At 72.1% G+C, this 4,527-nt stretch carries 2 protein-coding genes; both read right to left on the reverse strand.

Annotation, left to right across the window (positions count from 1 at the left end):
* Positions 1 to 1,661: type I polyketide synthase (locus ABTY61_RS41695; RefSeq protein WP_350510469.1), on the reverse strand; the 1,661-nt coding region annotated here is incomplete at its 3' end.
* A 46-nt stretch (positions 1,662 to 1,707) separates the two neighbouring features.
* Positions 1,708 to 4,527, reverse strand: a 2,820-nt coding sequence (locus ABTY61_RS41700; RefSeq protein WP_350510470.1) for a type I polyketide synthase, incomplete at its 5' end; no start/stop codon positions are given.

Raw genomic sequence — 4,527 nt, forward strand, 5'->3', positions numbered from 1 at the left:
CCGGACACCACACCCGGAACCTCACGACCCCCGGCCAACGCCCCCAGACCCGCGACCAGTTCATCGACATCGGACCCGAGCACCACCGCCCGCTGTTCCAACGCCGCACGCGACACCGCCAACGACAAGCCCACGTCGGCAGCGTCAGCACCCTCACGGAAAGCCTCCGCCAGCCGCCCGGCCTGCCCCGCAAGACCCACCGCGGAACGCCCGGAGACCACCCACGGCAGCACCGGCAGTGCCCGTCCGCCGTCCGCACCAGGCTCGGCGGCCTCATCGACAGGAGCCTGCTCGATGATCACATGCGCATTCGTGCCGGAGAACCCGAACGACGACACACCCGCACGACGCGGACGATCACCCGTCCCCGGCCAGGGCACCGCCGACGTGGCCAGCCGCACCGCGCCCGACTCCCAGTCGATGCGCGACGAGGGTTCGTCCGCGTGCAGCGTCGCCGGCACAGTGCCGTGCCGCATCGCTGCCACCATCTTGATCACACCCGCGACACCCGCAGCAGCCTGCGCATGCCCGATGTTCGACTTCACCGACCCCAACAACAACGGCCGGTCGGCCGACCGCCCCTGACCGTAGGTCGCCAGCAGAGCCTGCGCCTCGATCGGGTCACCCAACCGGGTACCCGTGCCGTGGCCCTCGACCACGTCGACGCCGTCCGCACCCACCCCGGCACTCGCCAGAGCCGACCGGATCACCCGCTGCTGCGACGGGCCGTTCGGCGCCGTCAGGCCGTTGGACGCACCGTCCTGGTTCACCGCCGAACCGGTCACCATCGCCAGGACACGGTGCCCGTTGCGCTGGGCGTCCGAGAGCCGCTCCAGGACCAGGACACCCACGCCCTCGCCCCAGCCCGTCCCGTCCGCGGACTCCCCGTACGCCTTGCAGCGACCATCCGCCGCCAGGCCGCCCTGCTTGGTGAAGTCGATGAACGTGCCCGGCGTCGACATCACTGTCACGCCACCCGCCAGCGCCAGCGAGCTCTCACCCGAACGCAGCGACTGGCACGCCAGGTGCAGCGCCACCAGCGACGACGAACACGCCGTGTCCACCGTCACCGCCGGACCCTCCAGCCCCAACGCGTACGCCACCCGACCCGAGGCCACCGACCCCATGCCGCCGGTGCCGAGGTAGCCCTCGACCTCCTCCGGCACGAAATGCGAGGGCAGGTAGTCGTGGTAGAAGAGCCCCGCGAACACGCCCGTCGCGCTGCCCCGCAGCCCGGTCGGATCGATCCCCGCGCCCTCCAACGCCTCCCAGGACGTCTCCAGCAGCAACCGCTGCTGCGGATCCATCGCCACGGCCTCACGCGGACTGATCCCGAAGAACTCCGCGTCGAACTCCCCCGCGTCGTAAAGGAATCCACCCTCACCCGAGACGCTCTTGCCGACCGCCTCCGGATCCGGATCCACCACGTCCTCGGGCCAGCCCCGGTCCGTCGGGAAGACGCCGATCGCGTCCCTGCCCTCCGCCACCAGCTGCCAGAGTTCCTCCGGCGACGACACCCCGCCCGGGAACCGGCACGCCATCCCGACGATGGCCACAGGCTCCTGCTGCCGGCCCTCTACTTCGCGCAGGCGCTCCCGCGTCTGCGCGAGGTCGGTGGTGACCCGCTTGAGGTAGTCACGGAGCTTCTCTTCGTTCGCCATCCGAATGGACGCCTTCCTCATTACGCACGGTGGTACGGCGACGTACTCAGAGCCCGAGCTGGTTGTCGATGAAGTCGAACATGTCGTCGTCGCTGGCCGACTGGATCCGGTCGGCGACCGACTCGCCGTCGTCCTCGCCCTCGCCGGATCCGGCGGTGTCACTCAGCACGGAGAGAATGTCCTTGAGCCGGGCCGTGACCCGCAGCCTGGCCGCCTCGTCTCCCAGCAGCTCGGTGAGTGACGCTTCGAGCCGGTCGAGTCCGGAGTAGGCCGAGAGCGTGGCCGACTCCTCGACGACCGATCCGGACATCTCCTTGACCACGAACTCGGCCAGCGCGGTCGGGCTCGGGTAGTCGAAGACGGCCGTGGCGGGCAGGCGCAGGCCCGTGGCGTCGTTCAACCGGTTGCGCAGTTCGACGGCGGTCAGGGACTCGAAGCCGACGTCACGGAAGGACCGCTCCGCGTCCAGGCTGCCCGGCCCGGCCATGCCCAGCACCAGGGCGGCCTGAGACAGGACCAACTCCAGCACGGCGCCGAGTCGTTCCTCCGCACTCAGCGCCGCCAGCCGCGCGGCCAGCGCGTTCCGGCCGTCAACGCCGCGCTCCGCGACCGATCGACGGGCCGGGCCGCCGACACGCGATCCGCGGACCAGGCCGGACAGGAGTGCCGGGACCTCACCGGAACGCCGCAGCGCGGACAGGTCCAACTCCGCTGCCACCAGCAGCGCTTCGGACCGACCGGCCACCCCGTCCAACACCGCCAGACCCCGCGCATCGGACAGCGGACGCAGACCCTGACGAGCCATCCGCCGACGGTCCGCCTCCGACAGACCACCCGCCATCCCGCTCTCCCACGGCCCCCACGCCAACGACACCCCGGGCAGGCCGAGACGACGACGGTGGGCCGCCAGAGCATCCAGGAAGGTGTTGCCCGCCGCATAGTTGGCCTGACCGGCATTGCCGATCACACCCGCGATCGACGAGAACAGGACGAAAGTGTCCAGGTCCAGGTGACGGGTGAGCTCGTGCAGGTTCCACGCCGCATCGGCCTTCGGCCGCATCACCGCGTCCAGCCGCTCCGCCGTCATCGAAGCCAGGACCCCGTCGTCGAGGACACCCGCCACATGGACGACCCCGGTGAGCGGCACGCCCTCCAGCACACCGGCCAGCTCGGCACGGTCGGCGACATCGCACGCCGCCACCGCGACCTCGACACCCAAGCCCTTCAGCTCGGCCACCAGCTCCGGCATCCCGGCAGCATCGATGCCACGACGCGAGACCAGCAGCAGCCGCTCCACCCGCCCGGCCGCCGCCAGGTGCCGGGCGACCAGACCGCCCAGCGCCCCCGACGCGCCCGTCAGCAACACAGTGCCCGCGCGCTCCCCGACACCCACCGGGACCTCGGTCGCCGACGGCACCCGCACCAGACGCGGCACCCGCACCAGACCGGCCCGCACCGCGAACTGCGACTCACCGGAACCGACACCCGCCCGCAACCACTCCACGACCTCTACCGCGGCGACGTCGTCCACGTCGGCCAGCACCAGCCGACCCGGATTCTCCGCCTGCGCCACCCGGACCAGACCCCACACCGCCGAGGCCTCGACCCCGGTCGCCGCCTCGGACCCGGCGTCCACCGCCCTCTCCGTCACCACCACCAGCCGCGACCCGGACAACGCATCCGCGGCCAACCACTCCCGCACCAGCCCCAACACACCGACCGCGACAGCACGCGCCACACCCGGAACATCCCCGGCGCCCGACCCGGGCACCACCCGCACCACCACGACCTCGGGAACAGCCCCACCGGCGGCCACAGCCTCCAGCAACTGCGCCAGGCCGGCGTGCGCCTCGACGCCCGGCAACTCCTCCCCGAGCACAGCCCAACGCTCGCCCGACCCCACGGAGTTCACCACCGGAGCCGGAACCCACTCCACCCCGAACAGGTCGTCACGGGCCGACACCGCAGCAGCCTCGAACAGCCGCAGGACAAGCGAGCCCACCGACGCAATCAGCCCGCCGGTGACATCGGCCAAGGTCACCGAAACGCCCTCGCCCGAGGCCGACGGCGTCACCGCCACCCGTGCGACCACCGCATCCGCCGCATGGACGACCACATCGCCCCAGGCGAACGGAACTTCAGCCCGGTCGCGCTGTTCGCCCGCACCCACGATCACGTGCAGGGAGGCGTCCAGCAGGGCGGGGTGCAGGCCGAACCCGGCCGCGCTCACACCCTCCGGCAGCGCGACCTCGGCGAACAACTCCTCACCACGCCGCCACACCGCCTGCGTCCCCTGGAACACCGGGCCGTAGGCCAGGCCGCTCTCGGCCAGCCTCGCGTAGAACCCGTCCAGGTCCACGGCCTCCGCGCCGGCCGGGGGCCACTGCGCGAGGTCTGCCGCACCGTCGACAGAGATATCGGCCGGAGCCAGGAAACCGGCGGCGTGCCGGGTCCACTCCTCCTCCGGCAGCGCGCCCTCGGCCTGGCCGTAGACGGCCACCGCACGACGCCCGGACGCATCCGGCCCGTCCACCGTCACCTGCACCCGCACGCCACCGCGGGCCGGGAGCACCAGCGGCGACTCGATCAGCAGTTCCTCGACCCGGCCGCAGCCCGCCTCGTCGCCGGCCCGCACCGCCATCTCGACCAGCGCGGCACCCGGTACGACCGCCTGCCCGTCCACCGCGTGATCGGCCAGCCACGGCTGTGCGGACAGCGACAACCGACCGGTCAGCACCACACCACCACTCGCCGGCAAGGCCACCGCCGCACCCAGCAACGGGTGCCCCGGGGTCTCCAGGCCGAGGTCCTCGGCACGACTGCCGGCGGTGACGCTCAGCCAGTAGCGCTGCCGCTGGAAGGCATA

Origin of the sequence: Kitasatospora sp. NPDC096128 (assembly GCF_040303105.1) — a bacterium.
In the GTDB taxonomy this organism is placed as follows: Bacteria; Actinomycetota; Actinomycetes; order Streptomycetales; family Streptomycetaceae; genus Kitasatospora.